This window comes from Motilibacter peucedani (genome assembly GCF_003634695.1).
GTDB classification, from domain to species: Bacteria; Actinomycetota; Actinomycetes; order Motilibacterales; family Motilibacteraceae; genus Motilibacter; species Motilibacter peucedani.
The window spans coordinates 44461-64873 of record NZ_RBWV01000012.1 but is presented as its reverse complement, the minus strand read 5'-3'; the positions used below and the strand labels follow the sequence as shown (position 1 = coordinate 64873).

The following is a 20413-nucleotide window of genomic DNA, read 5'->3' as shown; positions in this document are numbered from 1 at the left end:
GGTGTCCACGCCCCTGGTCGGTCGGGCGACGGCAGGGAAATCCTGGCTTCCGGATCAGTGCTCGGGCCCTGCCTTCCCCCCGCTCGCGCGGGAGTGGCACTCACTGGGACCTCGCTCCCCGGTGACAGTGGCGGGACCGCGCCGGAATCCCACCGGCTTCCTCCACTGCCGTCGCTTTGCCTGCGCATCCTACGGGCAGCGCGTCGGGCACCGCCCATCGACGCGATCCGGTCCCAACCGGTCACCGACGTGCAGGGATGACGGTGTCCCGGGCTGCGCCGGGTGATCGATTTCGCAACTGGTCACGATTTGGTCTCGTCGCTCTGCACTGTTGACCCCGGTCGGTGACAGGCGCTTGACTCCGTGAGGTTGACCGGGTCCGGACACGAACGGTCCAGAACGATCAGGCCCTGTCATCCGCTCCACGTCCGACCCGCTAGACGAACGTCCCTGCCCCACGACGGCTCAGGAGGCCGACCGCTGATGCGTCCAGCCCAGCTGCACCCCGAACCACCACGATCCGCCCTCCGGCGCCGGCGCCCGCTGCTCTCCCGCGGCGTGCTCGGCGTCGCCGCGCTGGCCCTGCTCGGGTCCTTCGCCACCGCCGCGCCCGCCCAGGCCGACCCGAACCCCCTCCACGGGCTCAAGGGCGACTACTACCGCTCGAGCGGCGCCGGGATCGGCGACTTCCACGAGTTCCGGACGACCCAGATCGACCCGAACCTCGACTTCGGCAGCCTGGAGGGCGTGCTCACGAGCACCACCGGGCAGGCCGACCAGGACTCGGTGCGGTGGACCGGCCAGCTGGTGCCCGACCACTCCGAGGCCTACACGTTCTCGGCGATCGGCGACAACGGCTTCCGCATCTGGATCGGCGGGCAGCTCGTCATCGACCACTGGGTCGACGACTGGGACAACCGGCAGACCAGCGCTCCCGTGCAGCTCGAGGCCGGGAAGCGCTACGACGTCAAGGTCGAGTACTTCGAGGACTTCGGCGGCTCCAACCTCCACCTGTCGTGGTCGAGCCCGAGCACGCCCTCGGAGCCGATCCCCGCGTCGGCGTTCTACCTGCCCGAGGGCTACGAGCCCCCGGTCAACGGCACCGCGGCGGTCGACGCGAGCGGGACCCACGCCACCCTCGACATCGACACCGACTTCAAGCCCCTCCCTGCCGACATCTCGCAGCACGTCACCGTCGCTGTCGACGACATCGCGTTCCCGCTGGCGAGCGTGGCCCTCGACGGGTCGGACGCCTCGAAGCTGATCCTGACCACCTCGACGCCGATCACCAAGGGCTCGCTGGTCCGCATCACCTACGACGGCAAGAGCACCCTGGCGACGACGAAGAAGACGCTGCCTGAGTTCAACGTCGCGGCGACCAACGGCTCGACCTACACGCTGTCCACGCCGTGGGCCTCGCAGGTCAGCCCGAGCAACGCGCTGCCCGACTACCCGCGCCCGCAGCTGACGCGCACCAAGTGGCAGAACCTCAACGGCACCTGGCAGTTCGCGGCGACCGACTCGGTCGACACTCCCCCGGTCGGCCAGACCCTGGGCGAGAAGATCCTCGTCCCCTACCCGGTCGAGTCCGTCCTGTCGGGCGTCCAGCGCCACGAGGACCGGATGTTCTACCGCCGCACCTTCACCGTGCCGGCCGACTGGAACATCGGCAGCGGCGCTCGGCTCAAGCTGAACTTCGGCGCCGTGGACTACGCGGCGACGGTGTGGGTCAACGGCACCAAGGTGGCCGAGCACACCGGCGGCTACGACCAGTTCAGCGCCGACATCACCGACGCCGTCACGGGCAGCGGCCCGCAGGAGGTCATCGTCGGCGTCGTCGACACGACCGACTCCGGCAACCAGGCCACCGGCAAGCAGACCAACAACCCCGGCGGCATCTTCTACACGCCGGCCTCGGGCATCTGGCAGACCGTCTGGCTCGAGCCGGTCGCGCCCGCCCACGTCGACTCGCTGAAGATCACCTCCGACGTGCCCGGCTCGGACTTCAAGGTCACGGCCGAGTCCGCCAGCGCCTCCGCCGGCGCGAGCGTCACGGTCGTCGCGTCGAAGGACGGCAAGACGTACGGCTCGGTGACCGGCGCGGCGAACACCGCCCTGACGCTCTCCATCGCCAACCCGCACCTGTGGTCGCCCGACGACCCCTACCTCTACGACCTGAAGGTCACGCTGACCGACGGCGGCTCGACCGACACCGTGGGCAGCTACCAGGGCCTGCGCTCCATCGGGCTCAAGGTCATCAACGGCAAGCAGCGCATCGTGCTCAACGGCAAGCCGACCTTCCTGCTCTCCACCCTGGACCAGGGCTACTGGCCGGACGGCATCTACACCGCTCCGACCGACGAGGCGCTCGCCTTCGACCTGGTGCAGCACAAGGAGATGGGCTTCAACACCGTGCGCAAGCACATCAAGGTGGAGCCCGACCGCTGGTACTACTGGGCCGACCGGCTGGGCCTCATGGTCTGGCAGGACATCCCCGCGGGCTTCTTCACCAACGACACCGCCCGCGCGAACTTCCAGACCCAGCTGCACCGCATCGTCGACCAGCACGACAGCGACACCTCGGTCATCGGCTTCATCCCCTTCAACGAGGGCTGGGGCGAGTGGGACCGCACGGTCACCGGTCAGATCGCCGACTCCGTCAAGGCCCAGGACCCGACGCGCCTGGTCGACGCCCACAGCGGTGTCAACTGCTGCGCCTCGAAGGGCGACTCGGGCCACGGCGACGTCATCGACTGGCACATGTACAACGGCCCGGCGTTCCCGTCACCGGACGCGAACCGCGCAGCGATGGACGGCGAGCACGGCGGCTACGGCCTGGTCATCCCCGGCCACACGTGGCCTGGCGGCTCGCTGAGCAACTACGGCACCGACCTCAAGACCACTGCTGACCTGACCAACGCCTACGTCTCCAACACCAGCCAGCTGATCGGTGCTGCGAGCTGCGGGCTGTCCGGTTCGGTCTACACGCAGATCACCGACGTCGAGACCGAGCTCAACGGTCTGTGGACCTACGACCGCCGTGTCGAGAAGGTCGACCCGGCCCAGGTCAAGGCCGTCAACGAGAAGGTCATCGCGGCCGGGGCCAGCACCGGCTCGGTCGTGGTCAAGCCCGGCAAGCCCGGCCTCGTCGGCACCGGCTACTGGCCGCTCGACGAGGGCTCCGGCACGGTCACCGAGGACCTGAGCGGCGGCGCCCACGACGGCACGCTGGTCAACGGCCCGACGTGGACGGCCGGCACGAGCGGCAAGGCGCTGCAGTTCAACGGCAGCAACCAGTTCGTCGACACCGGCGCGCAGGTGCTCGACACCTCCGGCAGCTACACCGTCTCGGCGTGGGCGAAGATCGACCGCACCGACGGCTTCGCGACGGTGGTGAGCCAGGACGGGGCGCAGGCCAGCGACTTCTTCCTGCAGTACTCCGGTGCCGACCACGTGTGGGCGTTCAGCTACCCGCAGACCCGCGCCCTCGCCACCGGCGTCGGCACCCCGCAGGTCGGCCGGTGGTACCACCTGACCGGTGTCCGCGACCTCGCCGCCGGTGAGATCCGGATCTACGTCGACGGCAAGCTCGCCGGCAGCGCGTCGGTCTGCGGCGGCGCGAACGACCCGGGCAACCTGGTCATCGGCCGCGGCAAGTTCAACGGCGGTGCCGTGGACTTCTTCCCCGGCGCCATCGACTCGGTGCACGCCTACGACCGGGTCCTCTCCGACAGCGAGATCGCCTCGCTGGCGGCCGGGGAGCCGAGCGTGACGCGCATCAGCGACGTCAGCACCGCCCTCGACCGTCTCGCCGCCTCGGGCGGCGTGCCGGCCAGCACGGCGCGCAGCCTGCGCAGCACCCTGTCCGCCGCCTCGGCGGCGGAAGCGGCGCACGACTTCGGCGCGATGCGTGCGAAGCTGCAGTCGGTCCGGGCCACCCTCGACGCGGCACCGGCAAACATCACGGTCGCGGCGCGTACGCAGCTGACCGCCCTGCTCGACGCCCTCCTCCCGGCGCGCACGCCGGTCCAGGCGGTGCGCCAGCAGGTCGGCACGCTGACCCGCAGCGGCGACATCGTGCAGAGCACCGCCAACGACCTCCAGTCGCTGGTGGACTCGATCGAGTCGGCGCAGGCGGCCGGTGACTCGGCCACGGCGACGCAGAAGGCGCACGCCCTGCGCGACGCCGTGTCGGGGGCCAAGGCATCGAAGGTGAGCGCCACGGCCAAGAGCACGCTGCTGCCGCTGGTGGACGCGCTGCTCTAGCGGCTCGCACGTCCCAGGAGGACCCGCACGGCACGCCGCCGTGCGGGTCCTCCCGCGTCCGCATCCCTTTTCCGCGCTGCACTGTCCCGGGCGGGGTTGCGTTGCTATGGTCCGAGCACCCAGCACGCCGGACGGGGTCCGCCGCCGTCCGCACCTCGCACCAGGAGGGCCAGCTAGTGCAGATCCGTCGAAGGCTCCCGCTCGCCGCGGCAGCCCTGCTCGTCATCTCCACGCCGGTCGCGGCCGCAGCCGCCGAACCGGGCCACCTCCCGCCCACCAAGACCGTCAAGGTCGGCGGCAAGACCCTCCACCAGCTGCCGAAGGGCACCAAGGTCGACAAGGCCGAGGTCGACAAGATCCTCGCGCGCGCCAAGGGCACCAGCCGCGTGCAGGTCCTGCTCCAGCTGTCCAAGGACCCGGTGGCCGTCGCCGCCGCAGCGGCGCAGGCTGCCGGCACCCCCCTGACGGCCGCACAGGAGCGCTCGGTCGCCGCCGGCGTCACGGCCCAGCAGGCCACGACCATCAAGAGCCTCAAGGCGCTCGGCGGCCGCGTCAGCACCAGCGTGCACACCGCCTACAACGGCGTCTCCGTGTCGCTGACCCGCTCCGCGCTGGCCAAGGCCGCGAAGCTGCCGGGCGTCGTCGGCGTCCAGGCCGTCACCACGGCCAAGCCGATGGCCGACTCCGCGCCCTCGCCGCTGCTCGGCGTGCCGAGCCAGGTCTGGGACGCGCTGGGCTACGACGGCTCGGGCGTCAAGATCGGCATCATCGACACCGGCATCGACTACACCCACGCCGACTTCGGCGGCCCGGGCACGGTCGCGGCCTACCAGTCGAACGACCCGACCGTCATCGAGCCGGGCACCTTCCCGACCGCCAAGGTCGCGGGCGGCTACGACTTCGTCGGCAACGACTACGACGCCGACACCAACCCGGTGCCGAAGCCCGACCCCGACCCGCTCGACTGCGACGGGCACGGCTCCCACGTCGGCGGCATCGCCGCGGGCGAGGGCGTGACGGCCGACGGCACCTACACCGGGCCCTACTCCCAGGCCGGCTACGACGCGACCGACTTCGTCGTCTCCCCGGGCGTCGCGCCCAAGGCGACCCTCTACGGCCTGAAGGTCTTCGGCTGCGAGGGCACCGTCGGCGACGACATCGTGATCTCGGCGATCGACTGGGCCGTCGCGCACCACCTCGACATCATCAACCTGAGCCTCGGCTCGCCCTACGGCGTCGGCAACGACGCCGAGAACGAGGCGATCGAGAACGCCGCCGCGGCCGGCACCGTCTCGGTCATCAGCGCCGGCAACGACGGCGACAGCCCCTACATCGTGGGCGCACCCAGCACCTCTAAGGCCGCCATCAGCGTCGCGGCAGTCGACAACGTGCCGGTCCTGCCGAACGCCCGGCTGGCGGTCGGGGGCACCACCCTCGACCTGCAGGTCTCCAACCAGGCCGACGTCTCCTCGGTCAACGCGCCGATCGTCGTGCTGCAGGACGACCCGGCGACGGCGGCCGACGAGTCGCTGGGCTGCGACCCGGCCAGCTACACGCCCTACGCCGGCGACATCGTCGTGACGGTGCGCGGCGACTGCGACCGCGTGGCCCGCGCGCAGTACGGCCAGCAGGCCGGTGCGGCCGCGGTCATCATGGTCAACTCCTCGCCCGGCTACCCGCCGATCGAGGGCCCGATCCCCGGCGTCACCATCCCCTTCCTCGGCGCCACGCCGGAGCAGGGCGTGCAGCTCCAGGGCCTCGACGGCCAGACCGCCAGCCTCACCCAGGGCGCCGGGCTGCCGAACCCGAACTACCTGGCCCCTGCCAGCTTCACCTCCTCCGGCCCCGGCCTCGTCGGTGACGCGGCCAAGCCGGACCTCACCGCCCCCGGCGTCTCCGTCGTCTCTGCGGGTGTCGGCACGGGCAAGGGGCCGCTGACCGAGTCCGGCACCTCGATGTCGGCGCCGTTCGTCGCCGGCGCAGCGGCGCTGGTCAAGCAGGCCCGACCGAGCCTCTCGGTCGCGCAGCTCAAGGCCGCCCTGGTCAACACCGCCGACCCGTCGGGCGTCAAGGGCTACAGCCCGGTGCTCGCCGGCGCCGGCCTCGTCGACCCCGACGAGGCGATCACCACCCCGGTGCTCGCCTACGACGGTAAGGCGACCAGCGTGTCGCTCGGCTACAAGGAGGGCGCCAAGACGCTCACCGGCTCGGACAACGTGCGCATCCTCAACACCAGCGGCTCGGCGGCCACCTACGCGCTGACCGACGAGGCCGAGCTGCGCGCCTCGGGGGCGACCACCGTGTCGATCTCGCCCTCGACGGTCACGGTCCCCGCCCACGGCTGGGTCCGCGTCAAGGTCACGGTGACGACCACCCCGGCGGGCTCGCCCTCGGCGAACCAGCTCGAGGCGGTCGCCGGCAACATCGTCGCGACGCCGGTCTCCAGCGGTGCTCCGACGCTGCGCGTGCCCTACCTGATGATCCCGAAGGTCACCTCGGCCGTGCGCGCCGACCACTCGGTGTCGCTCAAGAAGGGCGCCTCCTCGGTCGCCATCGGCGTGAAGAACTCCTCGCCGGTGGCCGGTTCGGCCGACGTCTACTCGTGGGCATCGGCCGACGACGACTCGACCGACCAGCCGCTGCTGTTCGACGCCCCCGACGTGCGGGAGGTCGGCGTCCAGTCGTTCCCGAGCTCCGACCTCGGCGTCTTCGCGGTCTCGCTGCACGACCGGCTGGCCAACGCGGCGGCGGCCGACACCGAGGTGCTCCTCGACACCGACGGTGACGGCTCGGGCGACTACGTGGTCGTCGGCGTCGACAACGGCCTGCTCACCACGGGCACGCCCGACGGCGTCTTCGGCTCGTTCACGCTCGACCTCGCCAGCGGCGCGCTGGTGGGCGGCTACGTCCTCGGCGGCGAGATCAACACCTCCGTCGTGGAGTTGCCGTTCTCGCTCAGCACGGTCGGCCTGACGGCCGCCCACGGGCGGGTCGACTTCTTCACGACGGCGTTCTCGCTGTTCGGAGCAGGGTTCGACATCGTCGACGAGATCGGCTCGTTCGACGCCTTCCACCCGGCGCTGCAGACCGGCCAGTTCGCCACCGTCCCGGGCGGCGCCAAGGGCGCCATCCCGGCCGCGGTCGACCGGGCTCGCCTGGCCAGCGTGCCGGCGAAGGGCTGGCTCGTCGTCTCGCTCGAGGACAAGTCCGGCTCCGAGCAGGCTGACACGGTGCGCCTGCGCTAGGCACGCACACCGCTCCACCCAGGCGTCCCTCCGCACCGCTCGCCGGTGCGGGGGGACGCCTGTCTCGTCCCCCACGACGTCGTGGACCGCCGTCGCCCTGGAGCGACCACCGGAACCCACGACGTCGTGGACGCCCATCGCCCTGGGAGAGCCCGGCTGTGCTTGGCTGTAGCCCTCGAGCCCGAGGAGGCAGCCCGTGCGCCGCGAGACCCCGCTCCTGACCGGTTGGCGCTTCACCCTGGGCGACTCGCCGGGCGCTGAGTCGCCCGACCACGACGACAGCGGGTGGCGCGCGCAGGCAGTGCCGCACGACTGGGGCATCGAGGGGCCGCACGACCGGGGCTTGGCCAGCGCCACGGGCTTCCTGCCCGCAGGCATCGGGTGGTACCGCGTGGCCTTCGAGCTCGTCCCTGAGCCCGGCACCCGCCACTTCGTGCACTTCGACGGTGTCTACCGCGGCAGCGACGTGTGGCTCAACGGCGTCCACCTCGGGCACCGCGGCAGCGGCTTCGCCTCCTTCACCTACGAGCTCACCGACGCGCTCGACCCCTCCGGACGCCAGGTGCTCGCCGTGCGGGTCGACCACTCCGCCCACGCCGACTCGCGGTGGTACACCGGCTCGGGCATCAACCGGCCCGTCACCCTCGTGTCGACCGGCACGGCTCGGCTCGCCGAGTGGGGCGTCGTCGTCACGACGCCGCAGGTGTCAGCGGAGTCGGCGACCGTGGCCGTACGCGTACGCCTCGACATCGCCGGCGCTGCACCTGACGGGCTCACCGTCGACTGCGCGCTGCGCGGGCCCGACGATCGCAGGGTCGCCGGCGCCGCGGCCGAGGTCACGGACGGAGGAGCCGCGCTCGAGCTCTCGCTGGACGCACCGAGCCTCTGGTCCCCCGAGCACCCGCACCTCTACCGACTGCGCGTCGAGCTGCGGGCGGGCGACGAGGTCCTGGACGACGAAGAGGTGGCGGTCGGCGTACGCAGCTTCCGCTTCGACCCCGACGCCGGCTTCTTCCTCAACGGCCGCAGCACGACGCTGCGCGGCGTCTGCCTGCACGACGACGCCGGCGTGCTGGGCACGGCCGTGCCGTCCGAGGTGTGGGAGCGCCGGCTGCACGTGCTGAAGGCGGCGGGCACCAACGCCGTACGCATGTCGCACAACCCGCACGCCGCCTACCTCTACGACCTCTGCGACCGGCTCGGGTTCCTGGTGCAGGACGAGGCTTTCGACGAGTGGGAGGTCAACAAGAACAAGTGGCTCGAGGGGTGGAACCTCGGCGAGCCGGGCAACGAAGGGACGGCCGCGGACTTCGTCGCCGAGGGCGAGCGCGACCTCGCCGACATGGTCCGCCGCGGGCGCAACCACCCCAGCATCGTCATGTGGAGCATCGGCAACGAGATCGACTACCCCAACGACCCCTACTCCCACCCGGCGCTCGACATCGGGCCCAACCCGCAGATCTACGGCAGCGGCTACGAGCCCGAGCGGCCCGATGCCGCGCGCATGGGCGAGATCGCGCGGCGCCTGGTAGCAGTCGTCAAGGAGCACGACGACACGCGGCCGGTCACCGCGGGGCTCGCGGCGGCGGTCGTCGCCAACGAGGTCGGGTTCGCCGACGCGCTCGACGTCGTGGGCTACAACTACCAGGAGTACCGCTACGCCGACGACCACGCCGCCTACCCGGCACGAGTGCTCTACGGCAGCGAGAACTCCCACACCTGGGACGCGTGGCGCGGTGTCGCCGACAACGACTTCATCTCCGGGCAGTTCCTGTGGACCGGCGTGGACTACCTCGGCGAGGTGCACGAGTGGCCGGCGCGCGGCAACGGCGCCGGCCTTCTCGATCTCGCAGGCTTCCCCAAGCCGCACTACCACTGGCGTCGGAGCCTCTGGAGCCCGGTGCCCATGGCCTGGCTCGGTGTCGCGCCGCTGCCGGTGCCCGAGGGGCGCGGCTGGCCCTACCGCGACGTCGTGCGAGCGTGGGACTCCGCTGTCGGCACCACGGCTCGGGTGGTCTGCTTCACCACCTGCGAGAGCGCCGAGCTGTTCGTCAACGACGTGTCCGCGGGCGTCCGGCACCGCACGGAGTCGACGGACGGCGCACTGCACTGGGACGTCGCCTACGAGCCAGGATCGCTGTACGTCGTGGCGAGCGACGCGGGCGAGGAACCGGTGACCGATCTCCTCCACACCGCTGGACCACCAGCTGCGCTCGTGCTCGGCGTCGACCGGCCCCAGCTCGCCCCGGGTCAGCTCGCGCACGTGACGGTCCACGTGGTCGACGCGGCGGACAACCCGGTGCCGCGCTACGACGGCCGGCTGCACTGGGAGGTCGAGGGTCCGGTCACCCTGGTGGCGCTGGAGACCGGCGACCTGCTCGACCGCGAGGACGGCCGGTCCGGCTCGCGGCGCGCGCACCTCGGACGGATGGTCGGCTTCGTGCGCGCCGACGGGCCGGGCGCCGCGACCGTCACCGTGCGCGTCGACGGTCTCCCGCCCGCCACCGTCCTCGTGTCCGAACCCGTCGCGCGCTGACCAGCGCGGACAGGCGTACGCGTTCGGACACTCACTCCTCGAGGTCGCCCTCGAGCTCGAGGTAGGTCTCCCGCAGCCGCTGGAGGGTGGCGGCGTCGGGCTCGGCCCACAGCCCGCGCTCGGCCGCCTCGAGCAGCCGCTCCGAGATGCCGCGCAGCGCCCACGGGTTGCTCTTCTCCATGAACGCGCGGTTGGTCTCGTCGAAGACGTAGGACTCGGCGAGCTTCTCGTACATCCAGTCGTCGACGACGCCCGCCGTCGCGTCGTAGCCGAACAGGTAGTCGACGGTCGCCGCGAGCTCGAACGCGCCCTTGTAGCCGTGCCGCTGCATCGCCGACACCCACTTCGGGTTGACGACGCGCGCGCGGAACACCCGGTGCGTCTCCTCCTGCAGCGAGCGCGTACGCACGCTGTCTGGGACTGCGGAGTCACCGACGTAGGCGGCAGGTGACGTACCGGTCAGCGAGCGCACCATCGCGACCATGCCGCCGTGGTACTGGAAGTAGTCGTCGCTGTCCATGATGTCGTGCTCGCGGGTGTCCTGGTTCTTCGCCGCGACGGCGATGCGCCGGTACGCCTGCTCCATGTCGCCGCGGGCCTCGACGCCGTCCAGCCCACGACCATAGGCAAAACCACCCCATACCGCGTAGACCTCGGCGAGGTCGGCGTCGGAGCGCCAGTTCCGCGCGTCGATGAGCGGGAGGAGGCCGGCACCGTACGCGCCCGGCTTAGACCCGAAGATCCGCGACGTCGCGCGCCGCTCGTCGCCGTGGTCGGCCAGGTCCTCGACGACGTGCGCGCGCACGAAGTTGTCCTCGGCCGCCTCGTCGGACAGCGCCGCAACGGCACGCACCGCGTCGTCGAGGAGCGCGACCACGTGCGGGAACGCGTCGCGGAAGAAGCCCGAGATGCGCACCGTGACGTCGACCCGGGGCCGACCGAGCTCACCCAGCGGCACGACCTCGAAGCCCGTCACGCGCCGCGACGCGTCGTCCCAGGTCGGCCGGCATCCCAGCAGCGCCAGGACTTCTGCGATGTCGTCGCCCTGCGTGCGCATGGCCGACGTGCCCCAGACGGTGAGGCCGACCGACTGCGGCCACTCCCCCGTGTCGGCCTGGTGCCGCGCCAGCAGTGAGTCGGCCAGCGCCACGCCCACGTCCCAGGCGTTGCGCGAGGGGATCGCCTTCGGGTCGACCGAGTAGAAGTTGCGGCCGGTCGGCAGCACGTTGACCAGGCCACGCGTCGGCGAGCCCGACGGTCCCGGCGGCACGAAGCGGCCGTCGAGGGCGCGCACGACGTTGTCGAGCTCGTCGGTCGTCCGGGCCAGCCGGGGCAGCAGCTCGTCGCGGGCGAACTCGAGCACGGCCACCAGCTCCGGCACCGGCCGCCCGACGACCGACTCCACCGCAGCGGCGGGGTCCGACGATCGCGCGGTCTGCACGAGCTCGAGCGCCAAGGCGTCGATGCGGTCCACCACCGCCGACGCCCGGATGTCCGACCGCACTCGTCCCTCGACCTGCGCGAACAGCCCAGCGGGTTCGGACACGAGGGCTCCGGGGTCGGCGAGCAGGGCCTTCTCGTCGAGACCGTACGCAGTGGCGAGCGCCGCGCGGATGCCCGGGAGGGCGCCCTGCCGCCCGCCCCACACCTGCGACGCCCGCAGCACCGAGACCACGAGGTTGTCGAGCGCCTCCGCCGAGGGCGCGTCGCCGAGGATGTGGAGGCCGTCACGGATGAGGACGTCCTTGACCTCGCACAGGTAGCCGTCGATGTGGAGCACGAAGTCGTCGAACTCGTCGTCGGACGGCGTCTCGGAGACGTGCAGGTCGTGGTGCAGCTGCGCCGCCTCGACCAGCTCCCAGATCTGCGCCCGCACGACCGGAACCTTGGTCGGGTCGAGCGCCTGCACCGTCGCGTACTCGTCGAGCAGCTGCTCGAGCTTGGCCATGTCGCCGTAGGAGTCGGCCCGTGCCATGGGTGGCACGAGGTGGTCTACGACTGTCGCGTGGGCGCGGCGCTTGGCCTGGGTGCCCTCGCCCGGGTCGTTGACGATGAACGGGTAGACCAGCGGCAGGTCGCCGAGCGCCGCGTCGGGCCCGTCGGAGGCCGAGAGCCCCAACCCCTTGCCGGGCAGCCACTCGAGCGTGCCGTGCTTGCCGAGGTGCACGACCGCGTCCGCACCGAACCCGCCCGCCGACGACGGCGCGGACAGCCAGCGGTAGGCAGCGAGGTAGTGGTGCGACGGCGGCAGGTCGGGGTCGTGGTAGATCGCGATCGGGTTCTCGCCGAAGCCGCGCGGCGGCTGGATCATCAGCACGACGTTGCCGAACTGCAGCGAGGCGAGCACGATGTCGTCGCCGTCGACGTAGAGCGACCCGGGCGGCGGGCCCCAGTGCTCCTCGACGCTCGCCTGCAGGTCCTCCGGCAGCGCCGAGAACCACGACGAGTAGACCGACAGCGGAACCCGAGCAGGCGCCGCCGCCAGCTGCTCCTCCGTCAGCCACTCGACGTCGTGCCCGCCGGCCGCGATCAGCGAGTGGATCAGCGTGTCTCCGTCCGAGGGGAACTCCGAGACGCCCCAACCGGACGAGCGCAGGGCCGACAGCAGGCGTACGGCCGAGGCGGGCGTGTCGAGCCCGACCGCGTTGCCCACGCGCGCGTGCTTGGTCGGGTAGGAGGACAGCACGACGGCGAGCCGGCGCTCGGCGACCGGCACGTGCGAGAGACGCGCGTGCCGCACTGCGATGCCGGCGACGCGGGCCGCGCGCTCCGGGTCGGCGACGTAGACCGGCACATCGCCGTCGAACTCCTTGAAGGAGAAGGCGACGCTGATGAGCCGGCCGTCGAACTCCGGGATCGCCACCTGCATAGCAGCATCCATCGGCGAGAGGGCGGCGGACGACGCTGCCCACTGAGCGCGCGAGGACGTGAGGCACAGGCCCTGCACGACGGGTACGTCGAGGCCCGCGAGCGCGCCGACGTCCCACGCCTCGTCGTCGCCACCGGCCGACGCGTCGGCCGCCCGGGTCCCGCCCGCGGCGAGGACCGTCGCGACGATCGCGTCGCAGGCCCCGAGAGCGGCCAGCAGCTCCGGCTCCATCGCCCGCAGCGACGAGCAGAACACCGGCAGGGCGTTGGCACCGGCCGCCTCGACCGCGTCGGCGAGCGACTCGACGAAGGCGGTGTTCCCCGACAGGGCGTGGGCGCGGTAGAAGACGATGCCGACCGTTGGCACGGCGTCGTCGGACTTGCGCGGCCCGAGCACCCCCCACGACGGCATGGTCTCCGGCGGCGCGAAGCCCTCACCCGTCAGCAGGAGGGTGTCGGAGAGGAACCGCGACAGCTCCCGCAGGTTCGCGACCCCGCCCTCGCGCAGGTAGGCCAGCGACTCGGCGACCACACCCGCAGGCACGGTCGACAGCGCCTGCAGCTCGGCATCGGGCACCGCCTCACCACCGAGGACCACTGCCGGGAGCCCCGACGCGAGCACCGCGTCCAGCCCCTCGGGCCAGGTGCGCCGGCCGCCCAGCAGCCGCACCACCACGCCCGAGGCGCCCGCGAGCAGCGGCCCCACCTCGTCAGCAGAGAGGCGCGCGGGGTTCGCGGTGCGCCAGCCGGCGTCGCTCGCCCGCGCCGCCAGCAGCTCGGTGTCGGCAGTGGACAGCAGGACGAACGGGCTCACGCGGGGACCTCCGGTGCTCCGGGCGGGACGAAGGGCAGCCCGGTCGGCGCGCCCTCCTCGATCAGGCGGAGCAGCGCTCCGGTGTCGCAGTGGTTCTCGACGAGGTCGCCGAGCGCGTCGAGGCGCGCATCGCGGACAGCCGCGAACGACGTACGCTGCGCCGGCTCGAACGCGCGGCCGGCCAGGTCGGCGACCTCCCGCAGGAAGGCCCGGCGCCACAGGTCGTTCTCGAGCACGCCGTGCCAGGTCGTGCCCCAGACGGAGCCCGCGCGGCACCCCTCTCCGACACCGTCGGAGGTGGTGAACAGCGGCTCGGCGTCAGCGGTCACGATGCCGTGGTGGATCTCGTAGGCCTCGACCGGTTCGCCACCGGCGGCGGTGCCTCGAGGACGCCCCAGGGTCTTGTCGCGCTCGAAGCGGGTCGAGGCCGGCAGGAGCCCGAGACCCTCGACCTCGCCGCGGCGGCTCTCGACCGGGTCGACGATCGTGCACCCGAGCATCTGGTAGCCGCCGCAGATGCCCAGCACCGGCAGCCCACGGTCGGCGCGCAGGGCGAGCGCCACGTCCAGCCCGCGCGAGCGCAGCCAGTCGAGGTCGGTGACCGTGGCCCGCGAGCCGGGCAGGACGGCGAGGTCGGCGGCGAGCACCTGCTCGGGCCGGTCGGCGAAGACGACCTCGACGCCCGGCTCGCACGCCAGCGCGTCGACGTCGGTGGCGTTGCTGACGCGCGGCAGGCGTACGACTGCGACGCGCAGCGTCTCGGCGCCCACCGGCGGGCCGGCGGGGGCGCGCGGCACGTCCATGCCCAGCGAGTCCTCGAGGTCGAGCTGCAGCCCACCGACCCACGGCACGACGCCGAGGACCGGGCGGCCGGTGAGCACGCGCAGCATCGCCAGCCCCGGCTCGAGCAGCGCGGGGTCGCCGCGGAACTTGTTGACGACGAAGCCCGCCACCAGCGCCTGGTCGGCCGCGGACAGCAGCGACAGCGTGCCGAACATAGAGGCAAACACGCCGCCGCGGTCGATGTCGCCGACGACCACGACGGGCAGCCCCGCGGCTCGCGCGAGCCCCATGTTGGCGATGTCGCGGTCGCGCAGGTTGATCTCGGCGGGCGAGCCGGCACCCTCGCAGACCACGACGTCGAAGCGCCGACGCAGGTCCGCGAGGCTCTCGAGCGCCACCTCGAGCAGCCGCGGCTTGTGCTCGCGGTAGCTCATCGCGTCGACCTCGGCGACCGGCCGGCCGAGCAGCACCACCTGCGAGTGCCGGTCGCTGCCCGGCTTGAGCAGCACGGGGTTCATGGCGGCCTCGGGCTCGACCCGCGCGGCGGCGGCCTGCACGGCCTGCGCACGGCCGATCTCGGCGCCGTCGGCGGTGACCCAGGAGTTCAGCGACATGTTCTGCGCCTTGAACGGCGCGACCGAGAGGCCTCGCCGCACGAGCCAGCGGCAGATGCCTGCGGTCAGCAGGCTCTTCCCGGCGTCGGAGGTGGTGCCGGCCACCAGCAGCGCGCCGCTCATGCCGCACCACGCCTCGACGACGCCGGACGGAGCAGCGCGAGCAGGACGCCCAGAGCCACCGCCCCTATCTGCACCGCACCTGACAGCCGGGCGGCCCGCGCGAGGTCCCGAGGACCGCACGCGGGCGAGGCCGACCCGAGCACCGGCCGGTGCTCGACCCGCCCGGCGTAGACGTTGGTGCCGCCGAGCCGGACGCTCAGGGCACCGGCGAACGCGGCCTCGCACTGGCCGGAGTTGGGACTGGGATGGGCGGCGCGGTCGGCGAGGAAGACCCGCAGGGCGTCGCGCGAGCGGCCACCGACCATAGGCGCCAGAACGACCGCGAGCACACCGGTCACTCTCGAGGGCAGCAGGTTCAGCACGTCGTCGAGCCGGGCCGAGGCCCAGCCGAAGGCCTCGTAGCGCTCGCTGCGGTGCCCGACCATGGCGTCGAGGGTGTTGGCCGCGCGGTAGGCGAGCAGTCCCGGCAGCCCGAGCAGCCCTCCCCACAGCAGGGGCGCGACGGCGGCGTCGGAGGTGTTCTCGGCCACCGACTCCAGGCCTGCACGGGCGAGCTCGCCCCCGTCGAGGACGGAGGCGTCGCGCCCGCACAGCGCGGGCAGCTGCGCGCGGGCGGCGTCGAGGTCGTCCTCGAGCAGCCGGTCGCCGAGCGTCGTCCCCTCGCGCCGCAGCGACGTGCCGCCGAGCACCGACCAGGTGACGAGCGCCGTGACGGCCGTGCGGGCGAGCGGGCGCGAGCGCGTGGCGCGGGCCAGCGCCACGCCCAGCGTGGCTGCCGACCCGGTCAGCACCACGGCGTACGCGGTGCCGCGTCCCCGCGACGGGGACCACACCAGCGCCTCCAGCCGCGCGGCCACCGCGCCGAAGCCGGCGACCGGGTGGCCGCGGCGGGGGTCGCCGAGCGCCGCGTCGAGGGCCGACCCGAGCAGCAGCCCGGCCGCGGTGGGCACCCTGCCGCGGCGGGCGGTCAGGCCAGCGATGAGCGGGCGGCGGCAGAAGTGCCGCGGGCGCGGCGCCGGGACGGGTGCTCCGCCAGCGCGCGCTCGGTCAGGGCGCCGAACAGCAGGCCGAACGTCGCCCAGACCGTGAGCGAGACCGCCCACGAGGCGAGCCGGAACCGCCACAGGACGTCGGCGGGGAAGCCGGCCGGGGTCTCGTGGACGCCGGGCATCGCCGCGTAGCAGACGCCGACGGCGACGACGCCGCCGGCGACCGCGACGGTCCAGGCGTTCCAGGTGCCCAGCCGCCCGACCAGCGCCCGGCCGGCCACCGCCACGGAGACCACGACCGCGAACGACAGCAGCACCATCGCGAGGTAGTAGGCGGTGCGGGAGCCGATCGTGTCGGCGCGCCCGATCGCCGGCGGGTTGGCGGGGTACTTCAGCGCGGGCAGGGCGTAGACGGCGAGGAAACCTCCCAGCGCGGTCAGCGCGGCGGTCGCCCGGGCACCGAGCCGGCCGAGGCGGCCCTGCACCAGCGCGTAGGCCAGCGCGTAGACCCCGCCGAGGCCGACGGAGAAGACGGTGGTCGCGGTCAGCAGGCCGAGGGTGCTCTGCACCGTGCGGGAGACCAGCTCCTCCTCGGGCGCGGCGCCCTCGGCGGCCTCGCGGGCCGACTCGAAGGCGATCGCGTGGGCGACCTGCGCCTCGCCGAGCAGCCGGGCGACCAGGAAGGCGAGCACGCCGGCGACGAGGCCGACGAGCATGCCGCGGACGAGCAGCGTGCGTGCCATGCGAGCCGCGCCTCAGTGGCAGGGGAAGCCGATGAGGTGGCGCCCGTCGTGCACGAACTCGTGCACGACGTGGCCGCCCAGCAGCGAGGTGGCGCCCTGCTCGGCGCCGACGAAGTAGACCGCGAGCGCACCCAGGACCAGGGCGAGCAGCAGGAAGGGGGCCAGCTCGCGCAGCGACACGGTGGGCAGCGCCACGGGGGCACCGGCCCCGTCGGCACGCGCAGCGGCGGCAGTCGCAGGCAGCTGGGCAGGGGGGAAGGCGTGGGCCATGGTGTCGGCTCCTGGGTAGACGCGCCCGGACGGATGACGGGTGGGACGGTCCCGAGGCCAGGTCTGGCTCCCACCGTGCGGACGGCGCTCCGTCCGCACGAGCAGTCACAGTGGCGCGACCGCGCCGGGCTCTCACCGGCTTCCAGCGCTCGAGGCGGCCATCATGGCACGCCGGAGGGGCGTGTGGACAGGACGGCTGCCAGAGCGCTCGCCGGTCGGTAGGCTCGCCCGACCAGGCGACCCGGTCGTGCCCCCACCTGCGGACACGCGCCGGTCACCTGGACGCAACACGCAGGGTCGTCCGTTCGAGTTCAATCCTGCGTGCGGCACCCGCATCACCACCCGAATCCGGGAAGGTCCGGGTCCGACAGACGAGACAGGAAGGTCCTCCGTGCGTACTCCGCTCCGCGCTCTCCCCTTGGCGCTGACCGTCACCGGCCTGGCGCTCGCCGGCTGCGGCGGCAGCAGCTCGCCGTCGACCGACGCCGGTGCGGCACCGGCGGCCTCGGCGCCCTCCTCCGCGGCGGCCTCGGCGCCCGCGGCCGGCGGCTCCGACGCCCCCGCGGCCTCGGCCGACGCCTCCGGCGGCACGGGAGCGGCAGCCGACCCGGCCAGCGAGGTGCCCGCCGAGGTCAAGAGCAAGGGCAAGCTGACCGTGGCCGCCGACGCGAGCTACGCGCCCAACGAGTTCTTCCAGCCGGGCAGCAAGACCGTCGTGGGCATGGACGCCGACCTGGCCAAGGCGATCGGCGCGAAGCTCGGCCTGCAGGTCGAGGTCGTCAACCAGACGTTCGACTCGATCATCCCCGGCATCCAGGCCGGCCGCTACGACATGGGCATGAGCAGCTTCACCGACACCAAGAAGCGCGAGGCCGTCGTCGACTTCGTGACCTACTTCAACGCCGGCACCTCGTTCTTCACCAAGGCCGGCGCGAAGCCCGTCACCACCCTCGACGAGCTGTGCGGGCTCAACGTCGCGGTCGAGAAGGGCACCACCCAGGCCGACGACGCGACCGCGCAGTCGAAGAAGTGCACCGACGGCGGCAAGAAGGCCGTCAAGGTCGACCAGTACCCCGACCAGGGCGCGGCCAACGTCGCCCTGTCGAGCGGCCGTGACGCGGTGTCGATGGCCGACTCCCCCGTCGCCGCCTACCAGGTCAAGCGGAGCAAGGGCGCGTTCGTCCTCTCGGGCGACCCCTACGGCGAGGCGCCCTACGGCATCGCGCTGCCCAAGGGCAACGGCATGGCCAAGGCCGTGCAGGACGCGCTCAAGGCGCTGATCGCCGACGGCAGCTACGCCAAGGTCCTCGAGACCTGGGGCACCCAGAACGGTGCGATCACCGACCCGGTGATCAACGGCGCCACCAGCTGATCCGATGAGCCAGCCGCCCGTCACCGCCGACGCGCCGACCACCGACCGCCCACCCGCCCGGGTCGTCCCCGTACGCCATCCCGGGCGGTGGGTGGCGGCGGTGCTCCTGCTGGTCGTCCTCGCCCAGCTGGTGCAGGGCGCGTTCCGCAACCCCCGCTTCGGCTGGGGCACCTTCGGGGACTTCTTCTTCGACTCCCAGGTGCTCTCCGGCGTGCGCGCGACCATCGTGCTGACGATCGTCGCGATGCTGCTCGGCATCGTGCTCGGCACCCTGCTCGCCATCGGGCGCCGGTCGGCGAACCCGGTGGTGGCGGGCATCTGCTGGCTCTACGTGTGGTTCTTCCGCGCCGTGCCCGTGCTCGTGCAGGTGCTGGTCTGGTACAACATCGGCGCCCTGCTCCCGAAGGTCAGCTTCGGCATCCCCTTCGGCGGCCCGGAGTTCGTCTCCGCCGACGCCAAGGACGTCGTCACCAAGTTCATGGCGGCGATCCTCGGCCTCGGGCTCAGCGAGGCGGCCTACTACAGCGAGATCGTCCGCGCCGGCCTGCTCTCGGTGGACGAGGGCCAGGGCGAGGCCGCGGCCGCGCTGGGCATGGGCCGCGGGCTGGCGCTGCGGCGCATCATCCTGCCGCAGGCGGCGCGCGTGATCATCCCGCCGACAGGCAACGAGTTCAACTCGATGCTGAAGACGACCTCGATCGTCACGATCATCGCCTACACCGAGCTGACCTACTCGGCGCAGCTGATCTACAACACCAACTACCAGGTGATGCCACTGCTTTTCGTCGCGCTGACCTGGTACCTCATCATGACCAGCACGCTGACGGTCGGGCAGTACTACCTCGAGCGGCGCTTCGCCCGCGGCGCCAGCCGGGCGCTGCCGCCGACGCCTCTGCAGCGCCTGCGCATGCTCGCCCTGGGCATGCCCCGCCTCGGTGGAGGACCCTCGTGAGCACCCCGACGACCAGCACCGCGACGACGGGCACGCCGACCGAGCCCGTCGTCTGCGCCCGGGCCGTGCGGAAGAGCTTCGGCCGGCACGAGGTGCTCAAGGGCATCGACCTCTCGGTCGCGCCCGGCGAGGTGCTCTGCCTGCTCGGCCCGAGCGGCAGCGGCAAGTCGACCTTCCTGCGCTGCATCAACCACCTCGAGAAGATCTCCGGCGGCGAGCTGGAGGTCTCCGGCGAGCTGGTCGGCTACCGCCGCGTCGGCGACACCCTCCACGAGCTGCGCGAGAAGGAGGTGGCCGCCAAGCGGGCCGAGATCGGCATGGTGTTCCAGCGCTTCAACCTCTTCCCGCACATGACGGCCATCGAGAACGTCATGGAGGCGCCGGTGCGCGTGCGCGGCGTCAAGCCGGGCGAGGCGAGGGAGCAGGCGCGCACCCTGCTGAGCCGGGTGGGCCTGCTCGACCACGCCGACCACCACCCCTCGCAGCTCTCGGGCGGGCAGCAGCAGCGCGTCGCGATCGCCCGCGCGCTGGCGATGAAGCCGCGGCTGATGCTCTTCGACGAGCCGACGAGCGCGCTCGACCCCGAGCTGGTCGGCGAGGTGCTCGACGTCATGCGGGGGCTCGCGGCCGACGGCATGACGATGGTCGTGGTCACCCACGAGATCGGCTTCGCCCGCGAGGTCGCCGACAAGGTGGCGTTCATGGACGGCGGGGTGATCGTCGAGTACGGCTCCCCCGCCGAGGTCCTCGGCAACCCGCGCCACGAGCGCACGAGGGCGTTCCTGTCCAAGGTGCTGTGATCGTGACCGCCCCGCGCTTCTCCTGACGCGCGGGCGGT

11 protein-coding genes and 1 riboswitch are annotated in these 20413 nt (G+C 72.6%); of the genes, 6 read left to right on the top strand and 5 right to left on the bottom strand.

The window, feature by feature from the left end; genetic code table 11:
- Positions 1–38 precede the first annotated feature (38 nt).
- Positions 39–160, bottom strand: a riboswitch (cobalamin riboswitch).
- 323 nt (positions 161–483) lie between these two features.
- From CLV35_RS11225 to CLV35_RS11215, 3 genes are all read left to right on the top strand, one after another.
- Entirely contained in the window at positions 484–4266 is a 3783-nt protein-coding gene (locus tag CLV35_RS11225) for a LamG-like jellyroll fold domain-containing protein (RefSeq protein ID WP_121193595.1), read from the top strand.
- A 176-nt stretch (positions 4267–4442) separates the two neighbouring features.
- Complete coding sequence (locus CLV35_RS11220; protein WP_121193594.1) at positions 4443–7511, top strand: S8 family peptidase; 3069 nt, start codon at positions 4443–4445, stop codon at positions 7509–7511.
- A gap of 196 nt (positions 7512–7707) precedes the next feature.
- A complete protein-coding gene (locus CLV35_RS11215; protein WP_121193593.1) occupies positions 7708–10047 on the top strand; it encodes a glycoside hydrolase family 2 TIM barrel-domain containing protein in 2340 nt (779 codons plus the stop codon).
- A 31-nt stretch (positions 10048–10078) separates the two neighbouring features.
- Here CLV35_RS11215 and cobN read toward each other — a convergent pair whose 3' ends face one another.
- From cobN to CLV35_RS11190, 5 genes are read right to left on the bottom strand one after another with little or no spacing between them, the layout of a single operon-like run.
- On the bottom strand, positions 10079–13729 hold the full coding sequence (cobN, locus tag CLV35_RS11210) for a cobaltochelatase subunit CobN (protein ID WP_183061930.1): 3651 nt from the start codon (positions 13727–13729) through the stop codon (positions 10079–10081).
- A complete protein-coding gene (locus CLV35_RS11205) occupies positions 13726–15249 on the bottom strand; it encodes a cobyric acid synthase (protein ID WP_121193592.1) in 1524 nt (507 codons plus the stop codon). The genes cobN and CLV35_RS11205 overlap by 4 nt, the downstream gene beginning before the upstream one ends.
- Positions 15246–16199 carry a cobalamin biosynthesis protein gene (locus CLV35_RS11200; protein ID WP_121193591.1) on the bottom strand — a complete coding sequence of 318 codons (954 nt, stop codon included), beginning with the start codon at positions 16197–16199 and terminating at the stop codon, positions 15246–15248. Before CLV35_RS11200 ends, CLV35_RS11205 begins: the two co-directional genes overlap by 4 nt.
- A 17-nt stretch (positions 16200–16216) precedes the next feature.
- Positions 16217–16981: a CbtA family protein gene (locus tag CLV35_RS11195; RefSeq protein ID WP_121193590.1), complete on the bottom strand. Its 765-nt coding sequence runs from the start codon at positions 16979–16981 to the stop codon at positions 16217–16219.
- Between the two features lie 12 nt (positions 16982–16993).
- The gene (locus tag CLV35_RS11190) at positions 16994–17251 is read right to left on the bottom strand and encodes a CbtB domain-containing protein (protein ID WP_121193589.1); all 258 of its coding nucleotides are present in this window, start codon (positions 17249–17251) and stop codon (positions 16994–16996) included.
- A 391-nt stretch (positions 17252–17642) separates the two neighbouring features.
- Between CLV35_RS11190 and CLV35_RS11185 the strand changes: the two genes are divergently transcribed.
- The 3 genes from CLV35_RS11185 to CLV35_RS11175 are packed head-to-tail and all read left to right on the top strand — an operon-like array spanning position 17643 to position 20375.
- Positions 17643–18623: an ABC transporter substrate-binding protein gene (locus CLV35_RS11185; RefSeq protein ID WP_231121717.1), complete on the top strand. Its 981-nt coding sequence runs from the start codon at positions 17643–17645 to the stop codon at positions 18621–18623.
- A 4-nt stretch (positions 18624–18627) separates the two neighbouring features.
- Complete coding sequence (locus CLV35_RS11180) at positions 18628–19575, top strand: amino acid ABC transporter permease (protein WP_121193587.1); 948 nt, start codon at positions 18628–18630, stop codon at positions 19573–19575.
- On the top strand, positions 19572–20375 hold the full coding sequence (locus tag CLV35_RS11175) for an amino acid ABC transporter ATP-binding protein (RefSeq protein ID WP_121193586.1): 804 nt from the start codon (positions 19572–19574) through the stop codon (positions 20373–20375). Before CLV35_RS11180 ends, CLV35_RS11175 begins: the two co-directional genes overlap by 4 nt.
- Positions 20376–20413: the final 38 nt, after the last annotated feature.